At 38.4% G+C, this 26,396-nt stretch carries 20 protein-coding genes; 14 read left to right on the forward strand and 6 right to left on the reverse strand.

Annotation, left to right across the window (positions count from 1 at the left end; all coding sequences use genetic code 11):
- Nucleotides 1-3: 3 nt before the first annotated feature.
- The 3 genes from QZ735_RS16880 to QZ735_RS16890 all read right to left on the reverse strand — a co-directional run bounded on the left by QZ735_RS16880 (nucleotide 4) and on the right by QZ735_RS16890 (nucleotide 6,569).
- Nucleotides 4-1,932, reverse strand: a complete 1,929-nt coding sequence (locus tag QZ735_RS16880; RefSeq protein WP_294250907.1) for a putative porin — start codon at nucleotides 1,930-1,932, stop codon at nucleotides 4-6.
- 139 nt (nucleotides 1,933-2,071) lie between these two features.
- The gene (locus QZ735_RS16885; RefSeq protein ID WP_294250910.1) at nucleotides 2,072-3,694 is read right to left on the reverse strand and encodes a RagB/SusD family nutrient uptake outer membrane protein; all 1,623 of its coding nucleotides are present in this window, start codon (nucleotides 3,692-3,694) and stop codon (nucleotides 2,072-2,074) included.
- A 10-nt stretch (nucleotides 3,695-3,704) separates the two neighbouring features.
- The gene (locus tag QZ735_RS16890; RefSeq protein ID WP_294250913.1) at nucleotides 3,705-6,569 is read right to left on the reverse strand and encodes a SusC/RagA family TonB-linked outer membrane protein; all 2,865 of its coding nucleotides are present in this window, start codon (nucleotides 6,567-6,569) and stop codon (nucleotides 3,705-3,707) included.
- Nucleotides 6,570-7,780: 1,211 nt separating this feature from the next.
- Here QZ735_RS16890 and QZ735_RS16895 point away from each other — a divergent pair.
- The gene (locus QZ735_RS16895; RefSeq protein WP_294250916.1) at nucleotides 7,781-8,464 is read left to right on the forward strand and encodes a hypothetical protein; all 684 of its coding nucleotides are present in this window, start codon (nucleotides 7,781-7,783) and stop codon (nucleotides 8,462-8,464) included.
- 116 nt (nucleotides 8,465-8,580) lie between these two features.
- Here QZ735_RS16895 and infB read toward each other — a convergent pair whose 3' ends face one another.
- From infB to rimP, 3 genes are all read right to left on the reverse strand, one after another.
- The gene (infB, locus tag QZ735_RS16900) at nucleotides 8,581-11,577 is read right to left on the reverse strand and encodes a translation initiation factor IF-2 (protein WP_294250918.1); all 2,997 of its coding nucleotides are present in this window, start codon (nucleotides 11,575-11,577) and stop codon (nucleotides 8,581-8,583) included.
- Nucleotides 11,578-11,657: 80 nt separating this feature from the next.
- A complete protein-coding gene (nusA, locus tag QZ735_RS16905; RefSeq protein ID WP_294250921.1) occupies nucleotides 11,658-12,893 on the reverse strand; it encodes a transcription termination factor NusA in 1,236 nt (411 codons plus the stop codon).
- 14 nt (nucleotides 12,894-12,907) lie between these two features.
- Nucleotides 12,908-13,375, reverse strand: coding sequence for a ribosome assembly cofactor RimP (gene rimP / locus QZ735_RS16910; protein WP_294250924.1), 468 nt, complete (start codon nucleotides 13,373-13,375; stop codon nucleotides 12,908-12,910).
- 220 nt (nucleotides 13,376-13,595) lie between these two features.
- Here rimP and QZ735_RS16915 point away from each other — a divergent pair, with 220 nt between their 5' ends.
- The 13 genes from QZ735_RS16915 to QZ735_RS16975 all read left to right on the forward strand — a co-directional run bounded on the left by QZ735_RS16915 (nucleotide 13,596) and on the right by QZ735_RS16975 (nucleotide 26,274).
- Nucleotides 13,596-14,909 carry a UDP-glucose/GDP-mannose dehydrogenase family protein gene (locus tag QZ735_RS16915; RefSeq protein ID WP_294250927.1) on the forward strand — a complete coding sequence of 438 codons (1,314 nt, stop codon included), beginning with the start codon at nucleotides 13,596-13,598 and terminating at the stop codon, nucleotides 14,907-14,909.
- A gap of 5 nt (nucleotides 14,910-14,914) precedes the next feature.
- Entirely contained in the window at nucleotides 14,915-15,994 is a 1,080-nt protein-coding gene (gene rfbB, locus QZ735_RS16920) for a dTDP-glucose 4,6-dehydratase (RefSeq protein WP_294250930.1), read from the forward strand.
- Nucleotides 15,995-16,007: 13 nt separating this feature from the next.
- Nucleotides 16,008-16,868 carry a glucose-1-phosphate thymidylyltransferase RfbA gene (rfbA, locus tag QZ735_RS16925; RefSeq protein ID WP_294250931.1) on the forward strand — a complete coding sequence of 287 codons (861 nt, stop codon included), beginning with the start codon at nucleotides 16,008-16,010 and terminating at the stop codon, nucleotides 16,866-16,868.
- A 162-nt stretch (nucleotides 16,869-17,030) separates the two neighbouring features.
- The gene (locus tag QZ735_RS16930; protein ID WP_294250933.1) at nucleotides 17,031-17,870 is read left to right on the forward strand and encodes an ABC transporter permease; all 840 of its coding nucleotides are present in this window, start codon (nucleotides 17,031-17,033) and stop codon (nucleotides 17,868-17,870) included.
- Nucleotide 17,871: 1 nt separating this feature from the next.
- Nucleotides 17,872-19,071: an ABC transporter ATP-binding protein gene (locus tag QZ735_RS16935; RefSeq protein WP_294250937.1), complete on the forward strand. Its 1,200-nt coding sequence runs from the start codon at nucleotides 17,872-17,874 to the stop codon at nucleotides 19,069-19,071.
- A 6-nt stretch (nucleotides 19,072-19,077) separates the two neighbouring features.
- Nucleotides 19,078-20,163 (forward strand): DegT/DnrJ/EryC1/StrS aminotransferase family protein, encoded by a 1,086-nt coding sequence (locus tag QZ735_RS16940; protein ID WP_294250939.1) that lies wholly within the window; start codon nucleotides 19,078-19,080, stop codon nucleotides 20,161-20,163.
- A gap of 3 nt (nucleotides 20,164-20,166) precedes the next feature.
- On the forward strand, nucleotides 20,167-20,874 hold the full coding sequence (locus tag QZ735_RS16945) for a WbqC family protein (protein WP_294250942.1): 708 nt from the start codon (nucleotides 20,167-20,169) through the stop codon (nucleotides 20,872-20,874).
- Nucleotides 20,875-20,879: 5 nt separating this feature from the next.
- Nucleotides 20,880-21,560 carry an acetyltransferase gene (locus QZ735_RS16950; RefSeq protein ID WP_294250944.1) on the forward strand — a complete coding sequence of 227 codons (681 nt, stop codon included), beginning with the start codon at nucleotides 20,880-20,882 and terminating at the stop codon, nucleotides 21,558-21,560.
- 2 nt (nucleotides 21,561-21,562) lie between these two features.
- Nucleotides 21,563-22,489, forward strand: a complete 927-nt coding sequence (locus QZ735_RS16955) for a hypothetical protein (RefSeq protein WP_294250946.1) — start codon at nucleotides 21,563-21,565, stop codon at nucleotides 22,487-22,489.
- On the forward strand, nucleotides 22,480-23,388 hold the full coding sequence (locus tag QZ735_RS16960; protein WP_294250948.1) for a glycosyltransferase: 909 nt from the start codon (nucleotides 22,480-22,482) through the stop codon (nucleotides 23,386-23,388). The genes QZ735_RS16955 and QZ735_RS16960 overlap by 10 nt, the downstream gene beginning before the upstream one ends.
- A 149-nt stretch (nucleotides 23,389-23,537) precedes the next feature.
- Nucleotides 23,538-24,470, forward strand: a complete 933-nt coding sequence (locus QZ735_RS16965; protein WP_294250950.1) for a glycosyltransferase — start codon at nucleotides 23,538-23,540, stop codon at nucleotides 24,468-24,470.
- A gap of 15 nt (nucleotides 24,471-24,485) precedes the next feature.
- A complete protein-coding gene (locus QZ735_RS16970) occupies nucleotides 24,486-25,085 on the forward strand; it encodes an acyltransferase (protein WP_294250952.1) in 600 nt (199 codons plus the stop codon).
- Complete coding sequence (locus tag QZ735_RS16975) at nucleotides 25,078-26,274, forward strand: glycosyltransferase family 4 protein (RefSeq protein ID WP_294250953.1); 1,197 nt, start codon at nucleotides 25,078-25,080, stop codon at nucleotides 26,272-26,274. Before QZ735_RS16970 ends, QZ735_RS16975 begins: the two co-directional genes overlap by 8 nt.
- Nucleotides 26,275-26,396: the final 122 nt, after the last annotated feature.

Consider the following 26,396-nt stretch of genomic DNA (forward strand, 5'->3'; position numbering starts at 1 on the left):
ATTTTAGTTGAATAAATACCATACGATTCCAAGATTCAGCCTGAAGTCATAGACCGGGTAGCTTGGAAATGCATAGGCTTTATTATGTGAGATAACCGTACCGATCTGCTGTCCTTCGATGAAGAAGAACATTTTTTTCACCTTCATATTGAAGTAAACATCTGCAATCGGCTGTCCGCCGATGGAAAATGCATTGGCATCAGGTAAAATATATTCGTTAAGAATCGGGAAATATTCTCTTGAGGCAAATTTCGTAAAGTAATACACTTTGAGCCCGGCCTGTATTTCTGCTGCTTTTTTAAAGGCTTTGGACTGGAAGAAGAAATTGGCCCTTCCGATAAATCCAGGCAATGGCAAAAGATCTTTGTTAGTCAATACGTTCTGGAACTGCAGCCTGGTATTCAGATGGAATTTACCGTATGTGAAAGTAGCATCGCCCCCGATCTGGGAGATGTTAACCGGGCTTTCGCTCTGTCTGGGCATGGCGTCAGCATCGAAGTAAGTGTAGTTATCCACCCTGAAATAATTGGCAAAAAGTTCTGTATTGAACCATTTCAGGTTGAGGTTACCGCCGATCTCGGTTACCGACTGGTTTTTTGCATCAGCCAGATAATAATTGAACTTCCTGTAGATTGAACTGTTGGCCAGATAATTAAACGAAGGATAAGCACTCTGAAAATTAACTTTGGCATTGACAAAATAGTCCTTTACGGGCTCAAACTTCAGGTTGTTCGTTGTCTTCAGATAGGTTCCGAAACGCGTTCCGTTTGAAAATTCCAGGAATGAATTGACCTGTATTTTATCCAGCAGCCGGATCTGCAGGTTTCCTACCGCTCCTATTCTGGATTCTTTTGATTCTCCCGAAAGGCTGAAAGCCGGTACGCTGATCTCCGTAGTTCCGAAACGGATCATCTGATAGCGGACGCCGGCATCAAGCTTGAATTTTTCATTATCCCAGACCAGGCTTACCGTATTGCTGAGGTTATCCGAATATTTCCTGGATGTGGCTGGGCCGGCAACCAGTTCGTCTGCCGTACCATACCAGTACGCTTCCGGGCCTGCCTGGGTATAGTAGTATTTATTGCCCTGATGCAGTAGGGTATGCCGGATTTTAAAAGGATATCTTTCAGGATCAAATGGTGCAAACTGATGCGTGAGATAATATCTTCTATAAGAGAATTGCGAGCTTGAGGAAGCCAGGTTGACCTGCATATTCTGCCGGTTCCGGGAATTGCTGTCTCCTTCTTCAAAAAGGTTATTGAGGGTAATTCCTCCGTTTTCCTGATTGTTGACATTCTGATGGAGATAATGGGCAAAGAGTTCATACTTCCCGTTTTTTGAGGTATAGTGCCCCGAAAATAAGGTATTGTTATTGGACGCCAGTGCATTTCTGTACATTCCCTGGGAACGCAGTCCGGTATATTCCAAAGCAAAATTAAATCTTTTTCCGATGTTCTGGGTATACGTGGAATTCAGGGCAGCTCCGTTTTTCATTGCATTATGATAGATGAATGTTGCGGTGGGTGTTTTTACATCATAGTATCTAATGTCATTGATGCCAAGGATCCCGTAGGATTTATGGGTAGGCAATACAGCCAGGTTTTGCTCAGGATTCATTTCATACGTCAGCGGATTGAATCCGGCACCGATATTGGCCATCTGTACACGCCCGAAATTATCGCGGTTGTTGTACTGTGAGAAAATATAGGTTTTGTTGAAGGTCATCACCGTATCAAACACTTTTTTTTCTGAGAACTGTGTCTGGTACAGGTAATCGTTAATGGTAGGCTTAAAGATCTGCAGGGAATCTTTTTTCCCGGAATCGATCACCAGCGTATCCTGCTTGGGCAGCTGGTTAGAATCCGTTTTATTGACAACCTGGGCCTGTACGGCAAGGCTGAAAAAGAATATGAGGGGAAGGAAGTACTTCATTGTATTCGTATTACACAAAATCTTACTGTATAAAATTAAACTTCTGATTTTGTACCGCAAAAATAAGAAATAATAAGGAATAAAAAACCCCGCATGTGGATGCGGGGTTGTATAAAAAATATTCAATTGAAATTGTTTACTAATAGCCTGTGTTTTGCTGAACGGAAGCATTTCCTGCAACTTCACTACTAGGAATTGGCAAAGTATATCTATAGTCTCCGTTTGTAAGATTAGATACGCTTACAATATCATCTGTAGGGTGTCTGTCCATTGATACCCCCGCTTTAACAGCTAGCCTTTTTAAATCAATATATCTATGTCCTTCAAAACAAAGTTCAATTCTTCTCTCTGTTAATATATCTTTAAAAGCATCTGTAACACTTGAATAAGAAGGCGTTGTTACTGAAGCACTTAGGGTATTTCTTGCATCTCTAATTTTCTTGATATTATTAGCTGCTGTCATTAGATCACCATTTTGCGCAGCCACCTCACTCAAAATAAAGTACATTTCAGACAGACGGAATGTTTTGATATCGTTTCTAGTATTAGATCCTGTCTTACCAGGATACTTATCGACAATTAGTCTATCCAGTCTTGTATTAACTCCCGAGCTCTGGTAATTTGGATTTGGTATACTTGTAGGATCTACAAAAGCATACTTCCTAACATCATTTTGTAATCCATTTAATATATTATATAAATTACGTCCCATAAACCACCAAGGAGTACCTGTAACACTTGAACTATTTAAGTTATAACGTGAACCAATAGCAATACCATTAGCACCAGTAGCTTGTCTACCTAGAGCAAATATAATTTCCCCTCTGAATCCATCTTTATCATCCCATAAATTCCGATATGGATTGAATGAGTTTGATGTTGAATAAAATGAGCTATTCCAAGCTGAGCTGCCAATAGTAGGTGCAGATGTTGTAGTAATAGGTGAACCCGAAGTTAAGGTAAATGCTGCTCCGTTCACTCCTACAGTAGCATCAATTACAGCTTGTGCATCGATCTTTGCTTGATTATAATTACCTCTATAAAGATTGAATCTTGCACTTACAGCGTTTACAAAACTTCTACCCACATAATATTTATTGGCATCAGATTTTGCTACTACTCCTCCTGCATCAAGCTGTGTAAATGCATCTCTTGCAAATTGAAGATCACTTACTATAAGATTATATATTTCTTTATTTGCGGATCTCGGTTTCTGAACAAAATTGTCAGTGATACTGTTACTTAAGATAACTCCTAAGGCATTTTCATTAGCCATATCAGGTGAAAAATAAGTTTCCAATTCTAAATAACAGAAAGCCCTTATAGCTCTTGCTTGCGCTATAATTTTATTGTAGTTAGCTGTTTCCGTTGTTCCATTGGGAGTATATTTACCAGCTCCTTCTAATAATCTGTTAACTCTATTGATAGTTCTGTAGTGAGATCTCCATATAAATTCCGGATATGTTTCAACACCACCGCTCACTATAAAGCGATGCAACTGAAATTCCTGTCCTCCACTACCATCACCAGGTTTTACCTCATCAGTAATTACAGAAGTCAAATAGATTTCATTAGCTGTTTCTAAAGTTCCATAAACACTTCCAATCAAAAAAGATTGCATTCCGTCTAATGAAGTTAATGCCTGTGAATCATCAAGCTGTCCAGGCTGGATAGCATCTATTGCGTCACTACAGCTATTCAATAAAGGCATAGCCGTTAATGTTCCTATTGCAAATAATAATTTTACTATATTTCTTTTCATTTCTTAATTTTTAAAATTCTACATTAAAGCCTAAAGAAAATGTTCTGGGATTAGGATAAACACTTAATGAATAATTTGTAACAGGCTCAGGATCTAAACCTTTCCAATTACTCCAAGTAACCAGATTTTCTCCCTGAACAAATAGTTTCAGTCCCTTTATAGGTAACTTTTCTAAACTGGCTTTAGGAAAGGAATAGCCAATTGATATTGTTTTTAATCTGATAAAATCTGTTTTATATAAGTACCTGTCAGAACTGCCGTCTGCTCCAGTATTATTTGCAGATATTGAAGGAAGAGTAGCATCTTTATTATTTGGTGTCCAAGATTCAAGTAAATCAGCACTTACATTATTTCCAGTGCCTAATGCATTAGGATCCATTAACCACGCATACAGATTATCATATTGCCAGCCTCCGGCTTGCCAAGAAAACAATACATCCGCGAAAACACCTTTAAAAGATCCATTAAGACCAAAGCCACCTTGATACTTAGGATAAAATGATTTTCCTGTCAGTACTCTGTCACTATCATTAGGAGTCTCTGTAATATTTCCATTTTTATCTAAAAACTGCATTTCTCCTGTTTCTCTGTTAACACCCGCATACCGTACAAGATTCCATTGGAAAGCAAGTGATCCAGCAGCATTTACATTATCAGTTGGTGAATATCCATATGGTAATTCAATAATTTTATTTTTATTATAGGATGCGTTTGCAAAAATAGATAGTCTGAAATCACCTTGATTAAACATATTATATCTAAGATTACCCTCAATACCATTATTTCTCATTGTACCATTATTCCCATCAATGGTAAATTGCCCGGTAGAGGCTGCTGATAAATTTAATTTATTAAATAAGTTATCAGTTGTCTTAATATAATAATCAAAATTACCTTCTAATTTACGATTAAAGACAACAAAATCTAATCCTACATTAAACATTTTTTGTGTCTCCCAACGAACATCTGGATTACCCAAAATATTTAATGTTAATCCTTGTTGATTCAGGTATGCTGTTGAAGTTTGATAAACATTTCTAAATAGAGTGGTTGTTGCTGAATTAACAAGAGGATTTACATTATTGGAAGTAACTCCTAGGTTCTGATTTCCCTGGGTACCATATGAAGATCTTAGCTTTAACATATCAAACCCCGACCCTTCCATAAATGATTCCTTATCGATATTCCATCTACCAGAAACGGCCCAAAATGTATTCCATCTGTTTTCTTTAGAAAATCTATAGGCACCATCTCTTCTTATTAATCCAGTGAAACCATATTTACCAGAATAATCATAGTCAGCAGTAGCAAAATATGCAAGTGCACCAGCATTTACAGCCAAGGCACTAACATTTGGTACATATAATGTCGGCGTTGTTGTACTATATGGAACATAGCCAGTACCAGATCCTAATTCCCAAGTTAAAGCATTAAGACCATTTTGCTGGTATTGTTTACTTCTATAATGAGCTTTAATATAATCTAAATACGCTCCGACTTCTAGTGTATGTTCACCCCAACTTTTATTGAATGTAAGGTTAGTAATACTATTTATATTAAAATCTTTGATATTATTCAATACTTCTAAACCTCCATAAGGATCATTTCCTGCTTTTGCAATCAAAGCTAAATAGCCGTATGGGGCACGGGCAAAAGCCCTATCTGATTCTTTAAAATCAACACCAGACTTATGTCCTACTGTCAAATAATCTGTTAATTTATATGCAAAGTTAACATTTGCAAGCACGCTTGTTTCAGTAAATAAATTCTGAACACCTCCATTTATAATATCCTGAGTTACCCATGGAATTCTGTCACTATAAGCTCCACCTATAGCTTTGAACATATCTGAACCTCTCATATATGGACTTGGTTCAAGATCAGGCCTTGCCAAGATAGAACTGAATAAAGGATTCTGAAGTGGATTTGCTAATAAATTTGACACATTATTTTCCTGATCTAATTGGTGCCTTTTAGAATAACCAACAGCCAATTGGCTTCCATAGGTAAATCTTCCATCATTTGATTTACCTGAAATATTATTTCTGAATGTAAATCTCTGAAAATCGGTCGACTTAACTATACCTGTCATATCATAATATCCTAATGATGAATAAACCGACACATTTTTACCACCAAAAGTCAATCCAAGATTATGCTGTTGAACCATACCCGTCTGGAAGTATTGTTTTCTCCAATCAGTATTGGGTGCATTTTGAACTTCTTCTGCAGAATATTGATCAGTAGGACTGAAGACAAATTCATTTTGTAAACTTCTGTACTGACTTCCATTTACTAAATTATAATTATGATTTGGATATGTTGAAAAACCTATGGTTGAACCAAATGAAAGTTTCATTCCACTGTTGAAAGTACCATTTTTAGTGGTAATTACAACTACTCCATTTGCTGCTCTATTACCATAAATAGAAGTTGCAGCTGCATCTCTAAGCACCGATATGGAAGCAATATCTTCTGGATTTAAATTTCTGAATTGTGTACCATTTGTACTCATACCGTCAATTACATATAAAGGATCCATAGAAGAATTAAGAGATCCTACACCTCTTACTCTAACATCTATCCTACCGGAACCAGGAGATCCGGAACTTGAATTAACAGTGATACCAGGAGCTGCACCTTGTAAGGAATTTAAAAATGATGCATTTGGTCGATCTTCTAAAACCTTATCTGATATGGTAGTTGATGCTGCCGTAGACTTTGCTCTAGTAGCTGTCTTTCCATATCCTAATACTACAACCTCTTCAATTTGCCTTTCTTTAGGAAGAGTATCTCTCTTTGCTTTTTGTGCAAGAACAGCCTGTCCTAGAAAAAACAGTACGCCAGCACTCAATACACGAAGTTTAACATTCATATTAACAAATTTTAAGCGACAAATATGTTAATAAATATTAACATTTACAAATATTTTTTAATACTTCGGGTATTATTAACTTGTCAATCCTCACTAAAATACATAATATTATATCCATTATTAAAATATTAATTCATTATATTGAAAATACAGATTTTTAATTATTAAAAAGGTGAGATTTAACTTCGAAACCATAAATACTTTACATTTATTTATAATCAATCTAAATTATTTACTTTTTAAATAATCTATAAATAAAGTTGTCAATCGGAACTTTTTATTTTAGGAAAAAAATAAAAATGAATTATATTCTTAACAAATCAAAATGTTTTTTTATATATATTTGTTTAAATATTGAAAACATGTTAAAAATAGAAAAGAGTAATTATTAAAAGAGAAAAATTACTATTTGAAGTTTGCAAAACAAAACAACAATGTATTCAAGTGATTTAATGCAAACTTAATGGCAATTTATAAAAGCACATAACAATATAAAAGCTGGACGTGCGAACATAATTCTACTATCATCTAAAATACAATTAAAGTTACCTTTAAAAGTAGACTGCTAATGAAAATCATTATCCTTTGGTATATTAAGTGTCAGACGATTTATTACTACTATTCAAAAGTGATCTGATCTTAAAATATTCTATTTTCTCTTAGCTGAACTAAAGCAGAATGTCAGAATAAAAGGTGATATAATACATATGTGTCTATCGGAGTGATGGATAGTATTTATAAAAATAAACAACCGGGTTTTTAAATAAATGGGATACATATAAAAAAGCGAACATTATCAAAAGAAAGGTATTTATTGATAAAAGTGGCTTTGATGATTATAATTTTATTGTAGCAAATATACATGACGATGAAGCAGCTATTCCTTTAGTTAGGCACTTTAGCATTTAATTATTTCACTACAGATAATTTTTGCATATAATGGATATAGAAAGAATGTTATACACAAAAAAAACTAATCTCAATTATATTGTACAGTATTTATTTACAGTAATATATGAAAAAATCTAAACCTATTCCGGTAGATTGATTATACGAACATTCTATGACTAAATAATAATATGAATTTTTCAAAAATAACGAATTGCTGATTGAATACGCTGAGAGTATGGTTAAATTATGTTATCATAATATTATTACTAAAAGAATTTACAAAAATCTAATAATTTTTAAAAACCTATAACAATAAATATATGAAAAAAATACTTTTGCAATCATTAATATTATTAAATATTACTATTTGTTCAGCGCAGCAGCAAATAGTATCGCAAAACTATAACGTCGGTGGTGCTCAGCCCATCTTTTACACTTTACAGTCATCTTCTGGAAAAACGTTAAATTATGATGACATAATGGGTTCACCATACCAAAATAAAAGTTTTTTACCAGCAAAAATCTCTGGTAGTCCAAATGAAAATGTCTCAGTAAGATATAATAACTATAAAGATGAAATTGAATTTAAAAAAAATGATGAGATTTTTTCCTTACCAAAAAAAGCAGAATATTCAAGAATAGAAGTAATATCCACTAGACAAATAATCGTACTATTGAACATATCTGATGAAACTAATGGCTATTTTTATGAACTAGTAAAAGGCAATAATTCATTATATAAAAAGAGTAAAACTAAATTTATAGATTTTGTTCCTGCTTCAAATGGCTATACTAGCGATAAGCCAGCATCTTTCAAAACAATGGATCCGGAATATTACATAAACATAAAGAATAAATTTATAAAACCTAAAAACCAAAAGGAAATCATTGAACAGTTTCCGGATAAGAAAGAAAGTCTAACTTCTTTTTTCAAATCAAATAAGATAAAATTTGACAAAGAAGAAGATCTGATCAAACTTGTGAATTTTCTGAATCAGGATTAATAACATAAATTTATGTAAATCATCAAGCTTTTATTTGGAATGTTTTTAAGTTAAATAAAGAAGCCGTTTTACAAATTGTAAAACGGCTTCTTTATTTATAAAGTCAAGTCTTTTAACTACTTCAACTTCTTCTTCACAGCAACTTCCTCATATACTTCAAGGATGTCATTCTGTTCAATGTCGTTGTAGCCTTTCAGGTTCAGACCGCATTCATAGCCTTTGGTGACTTCTTTTACGTCATCTTTGAAACGTTTCAAGCTTTCCAGTTCGCCGTCGAACTTCACGATGCCATCGCGTAGCAGACGCACTTTCGAATTTCTGGTTACTTTTCCTGAAAGCACCATACATCCGGCAATGGTTCCGACTTTGGAAATCTTGAACACTTCCCTGATCTCTACGTTACCGATCACCTGCTCCTGAATTTCCGGAGAAAGCATTCCCTCCATCGCTTCTTTCACTTCGTCGATCGCTTTATAGATCACCGAGTATGTACGGATCTCGATTTCTTCTCTGTCGGCAAGATCTTTGGCATTGGCACCTGCTCTTACGTTGAATCCAATGATGATGGCATCTGATGCAGCCGCCAGGTTGATATCAGACTCGGTAATCTGTCCTACGCCTGAGTGCAGAATGTTTACGCTGATTTCCTCTGTCGATAATCTTTGCAGCTGATCGGAAAGCGCTTCAACGGAACCGTCCACGTCACCTTTAAGGATGATGTTCAGTTCTTTGAATTCACCTAATGCGATACGTCTTCCAAGTTCTTCAAGCGTTGTATGTTTCTTGGTTCTGATAGAAAGTTCCCTCTGAAGCTGCTCCCTCTTATTGGCAATAGCTTTTCCTTCACTTTCATCGGCATACACACGGAATTTATCACCTGCTGTAGGTGCCCCGTCAAGACCTAAGATCGTTGCAGGAATAGAAGGGCCTGCTTCTTTAAGATTCTTCCCTCTTTCATCAAGCAATGCTTTTACCTTACCGTGGTTTTTCCCTGCTACTACATAATCCCCTACTCTTAGAGTTCCGGTCTGTACCAGCATGGTTGCCACGTATCCTCTTCCTTTATCCAGGGAAGCTTCGATAACTACCCCTTGCGCGGAACGGTCCGGATTGGCTTTCAGTTCAAGTAATTCTGCCTGAAGCAATACTTTTTCCAGCAGGACATCTACATTATTACCGAATTTTGCGGAGATTTCCTGAGCCTGTACATTTCCACCCCACTCTTCTACCAGAATATTCATTCCGGAAAGCTGCTGACGGATATTGTCCGGGTTCGCATTCGGCTTATCCACTTTGTTGATCGCGATGATCATCGGAACTCCGGCCGCCTGAGCATGGGAGATCGCCTCTTTTGTCTGAGGCATTACATCGTCATCGGCAGCAATTACGATAATCGCGATATCCGTAACCTGAGCACCTCTTGCCCTCATCGCCGTAAAGGCTTCGTGACCCGGTGTATCCAGGAAGGTAATCCTCTGGCCGTTTTCCAGTTTCACGTTATACGCACCGATATGCTGGGTAATCCCTCCGGATTCCCCGGCGATAACGTTGGTCTTACGTACATAATCCAGTAAGGAAGTCTTACCGTGGTCTACGTGACCCATAACCGTTACGATCGGCGCTCTTGACAGCAGGCTGTCTTCCGTATCCAGATCCTCTTCCGTATCGGCTTCTTCAAGATCCGCATCAGAGAATTCGATTTTATATCCGAATTCGTCTGCAACAAGTAATAAGGTATCGGCTTCCAATCTCTGGTTCATTGTAACCATTACACCGAGAGAGAAACATGCAGAAATAACTTCAGTTGCACTTACATCCATTAAACTTGCCAATTCACCTACTGTGATGAATTCAGTAACTTTCAGTGTCGTATCTCTGGCATCTGCCTCCTGCTGAAGGTAATCCTGCTCCCGACGGTAATTTCTTTTATCTTTTCTGTGTTTGGCAGATTTGGACTTACCTCCTTTATTTGTTAATTTCTCAAGGGTTTCCTTTATCTGGTTTTTTACCTGCTCATCCGTCAGTTCAACAGGCATGGTTCTTTGACCGGGTCTGTTGTTTCCAAAGCGGTTTCCACCCTGGCCGCCTTGTCCCGGCGGACGGTTCCCCTGTCCTTGAGGACGGTTCTGTCCACCCTGGTTGTTTCCGAAACGGTTGCCCCCCTGGCCTTGTCCGCCCTGGCCCTGCGGACGGTTCTGTCCGCCCTGGTTGTTTCCGAAACGGTTGCCGCCCTGGCCTTGTCCGCCCTGACCCTGCGGACGGTTTTGTCCACCCTGGCCCTGCGGACGGTTTTGCCCACCCTGGTTGGCACCGCCTTGCTGGTTGTTCCCGCCTTGCTGGTTGGGACCTCCCGGTTTTTCAATCCTTTTTCTTTTCTTTTTGGCTCCTGCACCCTGCTTAGGGGCAAATTGAGTCAAATCAATCTTTTCACCGACGATTTTAGGTCCGTCCAGTTTTTGATAAACGGTTTCTATTTTCTGAGGTTCCTGAGATTCTTCCTCTGCTTTCACAGGCTCTGCAGGCTTAGCAGGTTCCGGTTGTTGTTCTGCCACAGGTTTAGGGGCTTCCTTTACCGGCTCTGCAGGTTTCACCTCCTCTCTTTTTTCCTCTGTTCTGGGTTTATCTTTTCTCACAGGCCTGTTTCTGGATTCGATCTGAGATAAATCTATTTTGTCCAGGACTTTAAATTCCTGCTTTTCAGGAGCAGCCTTTACTTCAGGAGCAGGGGCTGGCTCTTCCTTTTTTTCTTCCGCCACAGGCTGTGGCTTCGGAGCCGGGGTTTCTTCCACTTCAGGTTTCTTAGGCTCGAGGTCTATTTTACCTAAAATTTTAGTTTCCGGTTTGTTTGCTTTAGCTCTTATTACTTCAGGGGTTTTCTTTTCCTCAATTTCCAGTTTTTCTTCCGGAACTTTGGTAATCACCACCTCATGGGATGCTTTACGCTGTTCGCCGTCCTTGGCAAACTCAGCCTCCAATGCAGAATATGCCGCTTCTTCTAATTGAGCGTTAGGATTGCTTTCAACCTCAATGCCTTTTGACTGTAAAAATTCTACTAATCTGGACATCGAAATATTGAATTCCTTAACCGCTTTATTTAATCTAATTTTTGGCATCTATATTATTTACTATTTTTTTTTAATTCTTAAAATTAAAGTATTTCTTTTTTACCGTTTATTAAAATTTATTGTAAATCTTAATCTTCAAATTCTTCTCTGAGAATACGTTTTACATCCTCAATGGTTTCTTCTTCAAGATCCACCATATTCAGAAGGCTTTCGGTTTCTTTATCCAGTACCGACTTGGCAGTGGTAAGACCTACTTTTCTAAACTCATCCAATATCCACTGTTCGATATCATCGTTGAATTCTCTTAATTCAACATCATCATCTTCGCTGGACTCTCTGTGCACATCAATCTCATAACCTGTCAACCAAGAAGCAAGTCTGATATTCTGACCCTGTTTACCGATTACTTTGGAAATCTCTTCAACCGGAGTATACACCAATGCATACGTACTTCCCTCGTTGATATCAATTTTATTGATGGTAACATTTCCCAATGCTCTCTTCACCAGGATCTCAGGGTTTTTAGACCACTGGATCACATCGATGTTTTCATTTCTCAACTCTCTTACCACGCCATGGATCCTTGACCCTTTCACCCCTACACAGGCTCCTACAGGATCGATCCTGTCGTCGTAAGCATCTACTGCAATCTTCGCTTTTTCTCCGGGAATCCGCACTGCCTTTTTCAGGATAATGGTTCCATCCTGGATTTCAGGAATTTCCAGCTCTAATAATTTTTCTAAGAATTTAGGTGCAGTTCTGGAAATAATAATCTGCGGCTTTGAACCTTTGAAATCTACCGTTTCAACAATAGCTCTGATGTTTTCACCTTTTTTAAAGAAATCGGAAGGAATCTGGTTTTCTTTCGGAAGGATAAATTCATTTTCTTCATCATCCAGAAGAATCACATGCTTATGACGGATGTGATGGATTTCCCCTACAACAATTTCCCCGATTTTATCTTTGAACTGCTCGTACAACATGGCATTATTGTGTTCCTGCAATTTCGTAGCCAAAATCTGTTTCAGCGTCAGGATATTTCTTCTGCCCAATTGAGCCACAGGGATTTCCATGGTAAAATCTTCACCTACTTCGAAAGTCGGGTCGATCTTTTTGGCCTCGGAGATCTCAATTTCCAGGTCATCATCTTCAGACATGTCGTCTTCAACAATGGTTTTGTTCAGGAAGATCTGGAAATCTCCTTTATCAGGATTTACAATGACATCGAAATGATCATCGGAATCATATCTTTTTCTGAGGAGGGTCTTCAGAGAATCTTCAATAATTGCCATAAGGTCAATCTTGCTGATCCCTTTTTCGTCTTTAAAATCACCGAAGGATTCAATCAACGCTATATTGTCCATTTACTTTTTTTCTTTTAAAATTTAATTGTTACTAATGCTTTTTTAATCTCAGAGTAAGGAATTTCCTTTTCCTCCTCCACATCCACTTTTCCTTTGCCAATGTCTTTCGGCTTGCGGTACCGCAGAATCAGGGTCACCTTGTCTTCATCCACTTTTGCCAGTTCGCCCTCGGTTTTGGTGCTGTCGTTCAGAAGGATTTCAATTTCCCTTCCGATATTCTTGGCAAACTGCCTTGGGGTAACCAACGGCTCGCTTAGTCCGGCAGACATCACCTGCAGGCTGAAGTCATGCTCTTCACGGTCCATATTAAATTCTATGGCGCGGCTGGCGTCCAGGCAATCCTGTAAGGAAACGCCCTGGTCACCGTCCAGAATAACCGTGATATCATCCCCGGCAGAAATCTTCAGATCAATCAGAAACAGATCTTTTCTGGTTTCCAGGAATTCGTGTAATAGTTCTTCAATTCTCTTTTTAAACTCCATATGTTTTTTAAAAATCCTGATTTACCTGTACGAAAAAAGGCTTTCTTCCGAAGGCCTTCGCATGTTTTTCCGTAAATCCATTGCAAATATACGGTTTTTTATTAAAAAATCAAAATATCTTAGGATCAGGACGGTAGTTAAATTTTATTTACATGAAATAAGCGTTCTACATGAGGGTATTTTTATTACTTTTGTGTCTTAATTTTTAAAAACATATATTTTGAACATTACTATTGTAGGAACAGGATATGTCGGATTGGTTACAGGCACCACCCTGGCAGAGCTTGGCAATTCAGTATACTGTGTAGATATTGATGAAAAAAAAGTTGAAGGCATGAAAAACGGCGTAGTTCCCATCTATGAGCCGAATCTTGAAGAAATGTTCCTGCGAAACATACAGTCGGAACGCCTGTTTTTTACCACCGATTTAAAAGAAGCATTAGATAAAAGCGAAGTGATCTACCTGGCACTTCCTACACCGCCGGGCGGAGACGGAGCCGCCGATCTTTCCTATGTCCTGAAAGTAGCCAACGATATCGGCGAAATGATGACGGAATACAAGGTAATCGTAAATAAAAGTACCGTTCCGGTAGGTACTGCCGACAAGGTACGGGAAGTGATTTCTTCAAAAACCGATATTCCTTTTGATGTGGTTTCCAATCCCGAGTTCCTGCGGGAGGGATTTGCCGTAGAAGATTCCATGAACCCGGCAAGGGTGGTGGTAGGAGCCAGCTCTGAAAAGGCCCAGGATATTATGGCTAAAATCTACCAGCCCTTTACCAATACCGGAATCCCTATCATCTTCATGGATGAGAAATCCTCTGAACTGACAAAGTATGCGGCCAATTCATTCCTTGCCGTAAAAATCACTTTCATGAATGAAATTGCCAACTACTGTGAAAAGGTGGGGGCCGATGTGGATAAGGTAAGGTTGGGTATGGGAAGCGATGACAGGATCGGCCAGCGGTTTTTATTCCCGGGTATCGGGTATGGAGGCAGCTGTTTCCCTAAAGATGTCAAAGCGCTGATACGGTCAGGAAAACAGGAAGATTTCAGCTTCCGGATTCTGGAAGCAACCGAGGAAGTGAATATTGAGCAGAAAGTAATCCTGGTTTCAGAAATAGAAAAATATTTCGGCGGCCATATTGAAGGAAAAAACATTGCCCTTTGGGGCCTTGCCTTTAAGGCCAATACAGATGATATCCGTGAAGCATCTTCACTGGACAACATCAGGCTGCTGCTTGAAAAAGGGGCCCATATTACGGCATACGATACCATTGCGGAAGAAAACGTACGCAAAGTGCTGGGAGATAAAATCCGGTACTCCAAGAATATGTATGAAGCCCTGGAAAATGCGGATGCCCTGTTTATTGCCACGGAATGGCCCGAATTCAAAAATCCGAATTTTGAACTGATGGCACAGCGCATGAATAACAAAGCTATTTTTGACGGCAGGAATATGTTTCCGCTGGAACTTCCCCAGCAAAACGGATTTTATTATAAGAGTATCGGACGTAAAACTATTATTAATTAAGAAAGATGAAAAATATAATTATTACCGGCGGTGCCGGATTTATCGGCTCCCATGTCGTAAGAGAATTTGTAAAAAACAACCCGGACAAGACCATTATCAACCTGGATGCGCTTACCTATGCAGGAAATCTTGAAAACCTGACGGATATCGAAAACGAACCCAATTATGTTTTCGAAAAAGCAGACATCACAAAACCGGAAGAATTAAGAAAGGTATTTGAAAAATACCATCCTGATGCCGTTGTACACCTGGCTGCTGAGAGTCATGTAGACCGGAGCATTACGGATCCGATGGCGTTCATCAACACCAATGTCAACGGAACAGCCAACCTCCTGAATCTCTGTAAAGAATTCTGGACCCTGAATCCCGATCATACGCACGGGAGATTCCCGGATGAAAAAAGGAACTGTCTTTTCTACCATGTCTCTACGGACGAAGTATACGGAAGCCTTGGTGAAACAGGTTTTTTCCTGGAAACCACCTCATATGACCCGCAGTCACCGTATTCCGCATCGAAAGCTGCTTCCGATCATCTGGTAAGGGCTTACGGAAACACCTACGGAATGCCGTTCATTGTATCCAACTGCTCAAACAACTATGGTCCTAACCACTTTCCTGAAAAGCTGATTCCGCTTTGCATCTCCAATATCATCAATGAAAGATCTCTGCCAATCTACGGTGATGGAAAATATACCCGGGACTGGCTGTTTGTGATTGACCATGCCAGGGCCATCCACCAGATCTTTAACGAAGCCCGGACAGGAGAAACCTACAATATCGGAGGCTTCAACGAATGGCAGAATATCGATCTTGTAAAAGAACTGATCAGACAGATGGATGAAAAGCTCGGAAATCCGGCCGGCCATTCTGAAAAGCTGATCACCTACGTAAAAGACAGACCGGGCCATGATAAGCGTTATGCCATCGACGCTACCAAACTGAACAAAGACCTGGGATGGAAACCTTCCGTTACCTTTGAAGAAGGACTGGGAAAAACCATCGACTGGTACCTTGAGAACAAAGAATGGCTTGAGCATGTAACCAGCGGTGACTATCAGCACTATTACGAAAAACAATACAATTAAGATAACACAATATATGAAAGGAATTATATTAGCCGGAGGTTCCGGTACAAGACTTTATCCCCTCACCATTGCCGTAAGCAAGCAGCTGATGCCGGTTTACGATAAGCCGATGATCTACTACCCGCTGTCTACCTTATTGCTGGCAGGCATTAAAGATATACTGATCATCACCACGCCCCATGACCAGCCCGGGTTTGTCAAACTGCTGGGTGACGGCTCGCAGATCGGCTGTAATATCGAATATGTGGTCCAGCCGAGTCCGGACGGACTGGCACAGGCTTTTATCCTGGGAGAACAGTTCATCGGGAATGATGCGGCAGCCCTGGTTTTAGGTGACAACATTTTTTACGGTTCCGAAATGGGGACACTGCTTAAAAACAAAACAAACCCGGAAGGCGGAGTGGTTTTTGCCTATCACGTTTCGGATCCTGAGCGCTACGGCGTTGTGGAGTTCGACGATGATTTCAAGGCTGTTTCCATTGAGGAGAAGCCACTGAAACCGAAATCGAACTATGCGGTTCCCGGTCTCTATTTCTACGATAACGAAGTAGTGGAAATTGCAAAGAACATCAGCCCGTCACCGCGCGGAGAGCTGGAAATTACCGATGTCAATAACGTGTATCTGCAAAAAGGAAAACTGGAAGTGGGTGTCCTGGACAGAGGAACTGCCTGGCTGGATACCGGTACCTTTGATTCCCTGAACGATGCTTCGGAGTTTGTACGAGTGATCGAAAAGAGACAAGGCTTTAAGATCGGCTGTATCGAAGAGATTGCTTTCCATAATAAATTCATCAACGAAGAAAAACTGCTGGAAACTGCTGCCAAATATGGCAAGAGCGGTTACGGAGAATACCTGAAGCAGCTGGTGAGATAAACACAGCTTCTATATTATGTCTGGAAACGGCAGCCGGCAGCAATTTATTTTTATTGTCACACTGTAAAATGCATACCTTTATATTTCGTAAATATAAAGAACATTTTATTTTGCTGTAATCAATTTATCAATCATTGTTCTAAATTTGCTAAAAAATTTATTTTGAAAACCACTGTATATACGTCTGATAAAAAGACCCACTTTTTTCAGGAACTGAAAGCTATTTACCGGGATACAAGGTCATCCAGTTTTCTGGCGTATCAAATGGCAAAAAGAGACTTACAATCTCAGTACCGTCAATCGCTTCTGGGTTTTTTCTGGGCATTTGCACCTATCATCACCAATTCTGCAGTGTGGCTATTTCTGAATAGCTCGGGTACGGTAAATGTAAATGCAGAAAGCAGTGTTCCCTACGTTGTATTTGTAATTATAGGAACTACGCTGTGGAGCATTTTTACTGAGGCTCTTCTCATTCCTCTTACTTCTGTAAACGGAGCGAAGTCAATACTTTCCAAAATCAACTTTCCCAAAGAGGCACTCCTGATATCAGGATTGTATAAAATGCTTTTTAATCTCATTCTGAAACTGATTCTGATTGCCGGTATCCTGGTTATTTATGGAATCAATCCGGGAAGCGGAGTCCTGTTGTTCCCACTTATATTACTTGTCATTACTTTATTTTCTTTCAGCATAGGTCTTCTTCTCACTCCCATCGGTCTGATTTACACTGACATCAGTAAACTGTTAACGACTGCTGTATCATTTATTATGTATATTACACCTGTAGTGTATGCAATACCCAGACAGGGACTGTTTAAGAAACTTTTTGCAATTAACCCGTTGACTTATATGTTTAACGATGGAAGAAACAGCCTTATCAATCTTCCTCAGGAATATACCGGGTTTATAGCAATTGCGGGGATCATCAGTTTTCTGGTCATGCTGATAAGCCTGGTTGTTTTCAGGAAGTCCATGCCGATCATCATTGAAAAAATAGGATAATATGAAAAATCAGGAAAAAGAGCTGCTGGTATCGGTACAGAATGTATCCAAGAAGTTTTCAATGGATATGAAGTCTTCACTAAAATATGGTGCTTTGGACATCATTAAAAGTACCTTAGGTATTAAGATTAATAAAGATCTCAGGCCAAAAGAATTCTGGGCAGTAAAGAATATAAGCTTTGAGTTGCGGAGAGGAGAATGTATAGGCCTGATCGGCCATAACGGAGCCGGTAAAAGCACACTTCTGAAAGTTCTGAACGGCCTGTATGCACCGGACAAGGGACAGATCGTCATGAGAGGCAAAATCGGTGCACTGATCGAATTAGGAGCCGGATTCAACCCCATTTTAACGGGCCGTGAAAACATCTATAACAATGCTTCAATTTTAGGATTTACAAAAAAAGAAGTAGAAGATAAAATGGCCTCCATCATCGAGTTTTCTGAAATCGAACAATTTATCGATATGCCGGTGCAGAATTACTCCTCCGGCATGAAAGTGAGGCTGGGATTTGCAATAGCCGCCCACCTTGAACCTGACATTCTGATTATCGATGAAGTTCTCGCCGTGGGCGACCTGGGATTTATTTTAAAGTGCTTCAAGAAAATTGATGAACTGCTTCCTCATACGGCTCTCATTTTCGTTTCACACAGCATGCCGATGGTATCCAGGATCTGCAACGAAATTATTCTGATGGATCATGGACAAGCAGAATACTGCGGAAGTGATATCGGGAAAGGGGTACAATTGTATTACAGTAAATTTGCCAACAATGGGGAAAATATTGTTTTTGATAATAATACACTTGAAATAATATCAAAAGAAACAGACCTTATATCCAATACCATTCACCGGAATACAGATTTCAGGTTAACATTTACGGTAAAGATGAAAAAAGACATTCCAAAAACACCTATATTGTATCTGGAATTCAAAGATAAAGAACAAAGACCGATAGCCAGTCTTTATGTAAGAAATCATATCCGAATATCATCAGAAAAAGACAGCATCGTATATGATGTAAAGATAAAAAACCCTCTGTTTACATTGGGCAAATATATTACAGACATCAGTTTTTCTGACCCGGATGACTCTACTGTATTCCTAAGGGTGAACAATATCTTTGAGTTTATCGTAAGCGGTGTGGAAGAGCAATGGGTTCCATTTGAACTGGAATCGGAAAATATAATAACATTAAATTAAAAACACATGATTTCGGTAACACAACCTTTCCTTCCTCCACAGGAAGAATACCAAAAATATCTGGATGGCATCTGGAAGAGAAACTGGCTCACCAATATGGGACCTTTAGCCAGCCAGCTGGAAATGGAACTTAAAGATCATTTGAAAGTAAGCCATCTGCTGTTTGTTACTAATGGTACGATTGCCATCCAGATCGCATTGAAAGCTTTAGAGATTACAGGGGAAGTAATAACAACTCCCTTTTCATTTGTTGCTACGACCAGCTCCATTGTATGGGAAGGCTGTAAACCTGTATTTGTAGATATTGATCCTGAATCCCTGAATATTGATCCTGCTAAAATAGAAGATGCCATTACTGAACATACGCAGGCTATTCTGGCTACTCATGTATATGGAAATCCATGTGATGTTGAAGCGATAGACCGCATTGCCAAAAAGCATAATCTTAAAGTAATCTATGATGCAGCACATGCTTTCGGGGTGGAAGTTAATGGAAAATCGGTTTTTAGCTACGGAGACATTTCTACCTGTTCCCTTCATGCTACCAAACTATATCATTCTATAGAAGGAGGATTGGTCATCACAAAAGACCCGGAACTTCTTAAGAAAATAGCAGCGATCAGAAATTTCGGTATCGCCAGCTTTGATACGTTTTCTGATCTGGGTATCAATGGAAAAAATTCTGAATTTCATGCTGCTATGGGACTGGCAAATCTTTCTTATATAGATGATATTCATCAGAAAAGAAAATCTCTTGCAGAACTTTATGGCAAAAGGCTGTTGCCTTTCCTCAAAGCCACAAGACCTACCTGGCATTCCGGATCCTCTGAAAACCATGCCTATTATCCTATCATTGTAGAAAGTGAAGAGCTGCTGTTGAAACTTAAAACAGAATTGGATAAACAACAAATTTTTACAAGACGTTACTTTTATCCGAGCCTGGCTTCGGCCCTGCCCTACCTGCCAAAACTAGAGCTGCCGATTACAGAAAATATTTCTAAAAGAATTTTATGCCTCCCCCTCTATTATGATCTGACAATAGAGGAGATAGAGTATATTTCCAGAGTCATATTAAGAATCCAAAATAACTGATGTATGAAAATCGCCATCATGCAGCCTTATATTTTCCCGTACATCGGCTATTTTCAAATGATCAGTGCCGTTGATAAATTTGTATTTTATGATGATGTGAATTTTATCAAGCAGGGATGGATCAACAGAAACAGAATTCTGGTATCCGGACAAGGCCATTTGTTTACCGTTCCTCTGTCCAAGGCCAATTCGTTTTCTTTGATTAAAGATACCCTGATCAGCGAAAATTTATATGAATCATGGAAAATGAAATTTCTACAGACCCTTTCACAAAGCTATAAACGGGCACCTTATTTTAAGCCTGTCTACAACTTGATTTCAGAAATTTTAAACGGACCGTCTAAAAGCATCAGTGAACTGGCTATAGAAAGCATCCTGGCTGTTTCGCAGTATATGAATCTGAAAACCCAGTTTATCATATCTTCACAATCTTATCAGAACAGACATTTAGAAAGACAGGAGCGGTTATTTGATATATGCAAACAGGAAAACAGCTTTCACTACATCAATGCTTCAGGAGGACAGGAACTCTATAAAAAAGAAGATTTTCTGGTACAGGGGATACATCTGGACTTTATTAAATCTTTACCTTTGGAATATAAACAATTTACAGATCCGTTTGTTCCTCATCTTTCCATTATTGATCTGCTGATGTTCAATAACCGGGATGAAGTCAACGGTTTACTCACTCAATATGAATTTATAAATTAACATTTATGGAAAAAATCGTAATTTTTGGAACAAGTCAATTGGCGAGCTTAGCTCATTTTTATTTTATTCACGATACTCCACATGAAGTTGTCGCCTTTACTTTAGATAAAGATTATATTACAGATAATGAATTCCGAGGATTGCCTGTGGTATCTTTTGATGAAATAGAAAAGCATTATCCGCCTTCCGAGTATAAGCTCTTTTTACCGATCAGCTTTAAACAGATGAGTTTTTTCAGAAAAGCTAAATTTGAAGAAGCAAAGAAAAAAGGATATACATGTGTAAGTTATGTTTCCAGTAAAGCCACTACATGGCCGGATCTTACCATCGGCGAAAACTGCTTTATTTTTGAAGACAATACGATACAGCCTTTTGTAACTATCGGTGATAACTGTGTTTTATGGAGTGGGAACCACATTGGGCACCATACCAATATTCATGATCATGTTTTCCTGACTTCTCAGGTAGTTATTTCAGGATGCTGCGAAATCGGTGAAAATTCATTTTTCGGAGTGAATGCGACCGTACGGGATGAAACGAATATCGGTAAGGCTTCTTTAATCGGAATGGGGGCAATTATCACAAAAGACACTCCGGAGTTCAGCATATGGTTAGGGGCAAAATCTACAATGAGAGATGAAAAAAGCATTGATATAGACAGTATTTCACATAAAACAAAAGGGTAAAGATGTGGCATAAAAAAGGAAGAATACATCATATTGACCATTATAATGACTGGATGGTATCCCATGCCTGTGTTCCAACGGCACTGCTGATTGACAAAGATACCATACGAGTGTATTATGCACCCAGAAATCCGGAAGGCAGGAGTATACCTACGTATATTGATGTGTCTGCAGAAAACCCTGAAAAAATATTATATATCCATGATAAACCTATCATGGAACTTGGAGAATTAGGAACATTTGATGACGGTGGAATTATGCCCTGCTCTTTAGTCCGTTTATCCGATACCTGTATTTATATGTACTATGTCGGCTGGAATGCCAGCGTGCTGGTTCCTTACAGGAATGCCATAGGACTGGCCATCAGCCATGATAATGGTAATACCTTTCAGAAAGCTTTTCCCGGAGCCATTGTTGAAAGGAACCGGGATGAACCTTTTTTCACAGCATCACCCTATGTTATCAAACAGGAGAACAAATGGATGATGTGGTACGCTTCCAGCACCGGATTTGTAGTAAATGAAGGTAAGCCCGAACCTTTATATGAGATTAAATATGCCTTTTCTGATGATGGCATCAACTGGAGCCGTCCTAATATTACATGCATACCGCCAGCCGAAAAATATCAATGTACAGCCAGACCTACAGTAATTTCAGAGGCCGGAAAATACAAAATGTGGTTCACTTACAGGGGATCATTTGATTACAGGGACGGAAAGGATAGTTACCGCATCGGATATGCAGAATCAGAAGACGGAATTCGCTGGACCCGTAATGATGAGGCAAGCGGTATTGAATTCTCAGAATCCGGATGGGATTCTTCCATGCAGACCTACCCTTCAGTGATCGAAGTAAACGGCAGGAAAATTTTATTCTATAATGGTAACGGCTTCGGAAAGACCGGGATCGGATATGCGGTATGGGAATAGAAACAAGAAAAAAAGTCAGTTGTCACGTCATCACCTATAATCATGTCAATTATATTTCGAAATGTATTGACGGAATTCTTATGCAGGAAACCAATTTCGATTTTGAAATTATTATCGGTGATGATGTCTCTACCGACGGTACCCGGGAAATCGTGGAACGTTATGCTAAAGAACATCCTGATCTGATCAGACTGAATTTAAGAAAAAAGAGGGGAACAGGTATCCCGGGAAAAGAAAATTTCGTTTCCACCCTGGAAATGTGTACCGGAGAATATATTTCCCTTTGTGATGGCGATGATTACTGGACAGACCCCTTGAAACTTCAAAAACAGATAGACTTTCTGGAGAAGAACAAGGAGTACAGTGTAGTTTTTCACAAGGTTAAGGAAATTAATTCAGCCGGAATAACTGCCGGTCCGGTACTTAGCAGTCCTCAAACCGAAGAAACATACAGTCTGGAAGATCTGGCAACCGGTAATTTTATCCACACGCCATCCATTGTATTCAGAAATCATTTTCAGGAGCTCCCATTGTGGTTCGTATATTCTCCCATAGGTGATTATCCTTTGCATATGCTTAATGCGCAGTATGGACTAATTAAATATTTCCCGGACGAAATGGCGGCCTACAGAACAGGAAGCGGCCTTTGGAGCGCTCAAAGCAGAACATACCAGTTTGTGAATACTATGTTTACCCTGAAGTTTCTGATTTCGCATTTCTCAGGCAAAGACAGGATTGTTAATGCGCTGAGTCAGCAACATGATAATCTGATGAATGCATTATCTGATGAGAAGGAAATCATTATAGAAACCTCTCCGAAAAAAATTGCAAAAAATATTTCTTTCCAAGATCTTTTTATTATCTTTTTTAAAAAATTAAAATATTCCCTGAAAAATTAATCCTAAAATTCCTGTTCGTTTTAAAGGCCTTATAATAGATGTAACCATATTAACATAGTTCCGATTCTTGAATAAGTAAAGGCAGCCGTTAAAAAAAGTCCACCTGATAAAAACAAACAGGATTTTAAAACCGGAATTAAATATACCGTATGAGCGCAGAAATGAGAAAAAAAGTCAGTTGCCATGTCATCACTTATAACCATATCAATTACATTTCGAAATGTCTTGACGGAATTCTTATGCAGAAAACCAATTTCAGTTTTGAAATTATTATCGGTGATGATGTATCTACTGACGGTACCCGGGAAATCGTAGAGCGGTATGCAGCGGAATATCCGGACCTGATCAGACTGAATTTAAGACAAAAAAGAGGAACGGGTATTCCGGGTAAAGAAAATTTCGTCTCCACCCTGGAAATGTGTACCGGGGAATACATATCGCTTTGCGATGGCGATGATTACTGGACAGACCCTCTGAAACTTCAGAAACAGGTGGATTTTCTGGAGAATAATAAAGAGTTTAATATCTGCTTCCATAATGTTCAAAATGTAGATCGTGACGGAAAAATAATCAGCAAAAATAATCCAAGTTCTGGTGAAATTGAAAAAACATATACTATTGAAAATCTCTCCTTGGAAAATTTCATCGATACGCCTTCAGTTGTATTCAGAAATAATGGCTATCCTTTGCCTTCTTGGTTTATTTATTCTCCAATCGGAGACTATCCTCTTCATTTGATAAATGCATCCTCAGGCTTAATTAAATATTTTCCAGAAGAAATGGCTGTATATCGAGTAGGAAGTGGCGTCTGGAACACCAAAAGCATAGTAGATCAGATTTTAGGAACTGTATTTTGTTTAAATTTTTTAATTGAAGATTTCAAATCAAATAAAACTGTTCATGATAATCTGAAAAACCAATATGATAGATTTAAAATGGTTTTGATAAACCCTTTTGAAGAGAAAAAAGAACTGGAATCAAAAATAAAGGATTATGTATATCTGGAAAAGAATATCAGTTTAACATATCTTTTAAAAATGTTGAAAATAAAAATTTTCAGAAAGCTCAAGTTAAAGAATTAAATACGACAGTTGCTTATGCTCCGAAAAATAAAAAACTATTTCAATAGAAAGACGGCTCACTGGCTAATCGATATTCAGGTTCAGGAAAAAAAGAAACTATGGAGGATTTTCACTTCGGCGCCAAACATTAATATCCATCATACTTTCGCACCTAAAGATGTGAAAATTTTCAAAGGAAATGAAGGCGAGTTTGGAGTAATAAATATTGATGAAAGATTTTTTGTGAGAGATTACTGTAGTATTTCTTCTCTTCCTGGTAGTATACTAACAATTGGGAAGGACGTTTTCTTCAATAATTACTCTTCTATTAATTGTCTGGACAAAATTACAATTGGAGATAACACAATATTTGGAGAAGGAGTGAAATTATATGATCATAATCATGAATATGGATTTGATCCTGACTTTTTTGTTGATAAAACGAAATTTAAAAAAAATCAAATTATAATTGGAAAAAATTGTTGGATCGGAAGTAACACCGTGATTTTAAAAGGTGTTGAAATTGGTGACAACTGTATTATTGGAGCAGGATGTATTATCCATAAATCTATTCCTAATAATACAATTGTGAAAAATAGCCAAAACTTATTATTTGAATCACTAAACAATGAATGAAACAAGAAAAATATTGGTCATTTCCCATGAAGCTTCTTTATCAGGAGCGCCTATACTTGTATTAAATCTGCTGAAAAAGCTAAAACAGGAAAAGAAAAATTTTAAAATAGATGTTTTTCTGTTAAGACCCGGCCAGTTATATGAAGATTTCGCCAGAAATTCTGAGAATAAAATAATAGTTGCCAACTATTACAACCAATCTCTGCCCTTTGTAAAAAGAAATTTTAGAAAAATTCAGGATACCCTGTTTCCTAAAAAAGAAAATCGGGAAGAACAGATAAAAAAAATAACTGACAGGCTGTTGAAGAATAGCTATGACCTCATTTATGCCAATACTGCGGAATCATTGATATGGACAATTCCTTTTTACCGGAAAAATATTCCTACAATAGTGGCAATCCATGAACTTACTTTTGGTATGGAAAGTACGTATCCGAAAGAATTCATCCTGGAAAATATATCTAATGTTTCCATGATTATTGCAGGATCAAATGCAGTAGCAGAAAACCTTATTAACCGGTATGGGGCAGATCCGAAAAAAGTGACTGCCATCCACTCATTTGTAGAAGAAAAACTGAAAATAGAAAAGAGTTCCGCAGTATTGAAAAAGGAATTGGAGATTCCCGAGTCTGCTGTTATTCTGGGTATTGCAAGTTCTCAGGAATTAAGAAAAGGAACCGATCTCGTTCCGCTTTTGGTAAAAAAGATTGCTGATCACACGGATATTGATTTTAGGTTTATCAATTTGGGAGGATCTGCAAACACAGGGCCGGTAAAATGTTCCAAAATCGATGCTGAAAAGCTAGGGGTACAAAACAGGATAGTGTACGTGGAGCATAATAAATTCCCGAATGACTATATTAATATTTTTGACGTATTTCTCCTGCTATCCAGGGAAGATCCGTTCCCTTTAGTCATGCTGACGGCAGCTAAATTGAAAAAACCCATTGTTGCCTTTGATCAAAGTGGTGGTGCTGTGGAGTTTCTTGAGAATGATCATGGAATTCTCAGCCCTTATCTGGATCTTGATACTATGGCAACACAGGTGATATCATTGATGGAAGACCAAAAGATCAGGGAAGAATATGGCAGAAAGATCAATACCAGGCTGGAGAATGATTACTCTGAAAAAAAACTTACCCAGAAGATCTTTTCTGTTATAGACGATTTGCTAATAACGAGACATTAAGCTTAAACAGAATTGATTACATACGTTAGGCATATAAAAAGGAATATACTATTTATAAATACCCTCTTGATCTAAGCCATATGCTATAGATCAGGATAATAGAAGTTTTAAAAAATCAAATC

The organism is uncultured Chryseobacterium sp. (assembly GCF_913776365.1).
In the GTDB taxonomy this organism is placed as follows: domain Bacteria; phylum Bacteroidota; class Bacteroidia; order Flavobacteriales; family Weeksellaceae; genus Chryseobacterium.

What these genes read in the sequence shown, in the direction of transcription:
- rfbA (WP_294250931.1), top strand. Translation starts at nt 16,008, where the DNA reads ATGAAAGGAATTATATTAGCCGGAGGTTCCGGTACAAGACTTTATCCC.
- nusA (WP_294250921.1), bottom strand. Translation starts at nt 12,893, where the DNA reads ATGGACAATATAGCGTTGATTGAATCCTTCGGTGATTTTAAAGACGAA.
- QZ735_RS16960 (WP_294250948.1), top strand. Translation starts at nt 22,480, where the DNA reads ATGGGAATAGAAACAAGAAAAAAAGTCAGTTGTCACGTCATCACCTAT.
- QZ735_RS16970 (WP_294250952.1), top strand. Translation starts at nt 24,486, where the DNA reads ATGCTCCGAAAAATAAAAAACTATTTCAATAGAAAGACGGCTCACTGG.
- QZ735_RS16940 (WP_294250939.1), top strand. Translation starts at nt 19,078, where the DNA reads ATGATTTCGGTAACACAACCTTTCCTTCCTCCACAGGAAGAATACCAA.
- rimP (WP_294250924.1), bottom strand. Translation starts at nt 13,375, where the DNA reads ATGGAGTTTAAAAAGAGAATTGAAGAACTATTACACGAATTCCTGGAA.
- QZ735_RS16895 (WP_294250916.1), top strand. Translation starts at nt 7,781, where the DNA reads ATGAAAAAAATACTTTTGCAATCATTAATATTATTAAATATTACTATT.
- QZ735_RS16975 (WP_294250953.1), top strand. Translation starts at nt 25,078, where the DNA reads ATGAATGAAACAAGAAAAATATTGGTCATTTCCCATGAAGCTTCTTTA.
- QZ735_RS16935 (WP_294250937.1), top strand. Translation starts at nt 17,872, where the DNA reads ATGAAAAATCAGGAAAAAGAGCTGCTGGTATCGGTACAGAATGTATCC.
- QZ735_RS16880 (WP_294250907.1), bottom strand. Translation starts at nt 1,932, where the DNA reads ATGAAGTACTTCCTTCCCCTCATATTCTTTTTCAGCCTTGCCGTACAG.
- QZ735_RS16945 (WP_294250942.1), top strand. Translation starts at nt 20,167, where the DNA reads ATGAAAATCGCCATCATGCAGCCTTATATTTTCCCGTACATCGGCTAT.
- QZ735_RS16955 (WP_294250946.1), top strand. Translation starts at nt 21,563, where the DNA reads ATGTGGCATAAAAAAGGAAGAATACATCATATTGACCATTATAATGAC.
- infB (WP_294250918.1), bottom strand. Translation starts at nt 11,577, where the DNA reads ATGCCAAAAATTAGATTAAATAAAGCGGTTAAGGAATTCAATATTTCG.
- QZ735_RS16885 (WP_294250910.1), bottom strand. Translation starts at nt 3,694, where the DNA reads ATGAAAAGAAATATAGTAAAATTATTATTTGCAATAGGAACATTAACG.
- QZ735_RS16950 (WP_294250944.1), top strand. Translation starts at nt 20,880, where the DNA reads ATGGAAAAAATCGTAATTTTTGGAACAAGTCAATTGGCGAGCTTAGCT.
- rfbB (WP_294250930.1), top strand. Translation starts at nt 14,915, where the DNA reads ATGAAAAATATAATTATTACCGGCGGTGCCGGATTTATCGGCTCCCAT.
- QZ735_RS16890 (WP_294250913.1), bottom strand. Translation starts at nt 6,569, where the DNA reads ATGAATGTTAAACTTCGTGTATTGAGTGCTGGCGTACTGTTTTTTCTA.
- QZ735_RS16965 (WP_294250950.1), top strand. Translation starts at nt 23,538, where the DNA reads ATGAGCGCAGAAATGAGAAAAAAAGTCAGTTGCCATGTCATCACTTAT.